The 1,303-nt window shown below is 74.2% G+C and carries 1 protein-coding gene; it reads right to left on the minus strand.

Features of this window, described 5'->3' with window-relative positions; all coding sequences use genetic code 11:
- A partial coding sequence (locus B9G38_RS17505) for a formate--tetrahydrofolate ligase (protein WP_086221195.1) occupies positions 1 to 1,303 on the minus strand: 1,303 nt, incomplete at both ends.

Consider the following 1,303-nt stretch of genomic DNA (forward strand, 5'->3'; position numbering starts at 1 on the left):
CGTCCGCGGTCTTCGCCACGACGAAGCCGGCGCCCGCCGAGGGCGTCACCTCGCGGACGGTCAGCGTCCACCCCTCCGGCACGCCGGCGAGCGCGGCGTCGTCGGACAGCGAGTACGGCGTCTTCGAGAGGCAGACCGGCAGGTCTCCGTACCCCCACCGCTCGACGCGCTCGACGTCGTCGGCCGCGCCGTCGACGTACTCGACGCCGGCGGCGCCGTACACCTCTCGGGCGACCGTCTCGATCTTCTCGCGGATCGGCGCGTCGGCGTCGTACAGCGGCTCGAACGAGCCGGTTCCGGCGCGCTCGCGGACGAGCTCGGCCAGCTCGGTCGCGCCCGCGCCGCCGTCGCGGTGGGCCGTCGAGCGCGCGACCGGAACTCCCCGGTCAGCCAGCTCCGCCTCCAGCGCCGCGAGCTCGGCCTCGGCGTCGTCCGCGAAGACGTTGATCGCGGCGACCGTCGGGACCCCGAACGACTCGGCGATCGAGACGTGCTTCTCGACGTTGTCGACGCCGGCGCGCACCGCGTCCGGGTCGGGTGAACCGAGCGCGTCGAAGTCCGTCGGCCACATCTCCAGCCCGTGGCGCTTCGCGCCGCGGACGGTGGCGACCACGACCGCGACGTCGGGGACCACGCCCTCGCGCGCGACGATGTTCCCGAACTTCTCCGCGCCGAGGTCGGCGCCGAAGCCGGCCTCGGTGACGAGGTAGTCGGCGAGCGCGCCGCCGACGCGGTCCGCGACGAGCGTGTTCGTGCCGTGCGCGATGTTCGCGAAGGGCCCGCCGTGGACGAACGCGGGGACGCCCTCGACCGTCTGGACGAGGTTCGGACGGAACGCGTCGCGCAGCAGCGCGGCCGCGGCGCCGGTCACGCCCAGGTCGTCCGGCGTGACCGGCTCGCCGTCCGCGTCGACCGCGAGGACGATCCGAGCGATCCGGTCCTTCAGGTCCCCCAGGTCGGACGCGAGCCCGAGGACCGCCATCAGCTCGGAGGCGGCGGTGATGACGTACTCGTCCTCGCGCGGGACGCCGCCGGTCGTTCCGCCGAGGCCGACGACCGTCTCGCGGAGCGCCCGGTCGTTGACGTCGAGCGCTCGCGGCCACTCGACCCGTCGCGCGTCCACTTCCGCGTCGTTCCCCTGGTGGAGGTGGTTGTCGAGCGCGGCGGCGAGGAGGTTGTGCGCGGCCGTCAGCGCGTGGATGTCGCCGGTGAAGTGGAGGTTGATCGCATCCATCGGCAGCACCTGCGAGTAGCCGCCGCCGGCCGCGCCGCCCTTGATCCCGAAGACGGGACCGAGCGACGG

It is taken from the genome of Halorubrum sp. SD612, assembly GCF_002135005.1.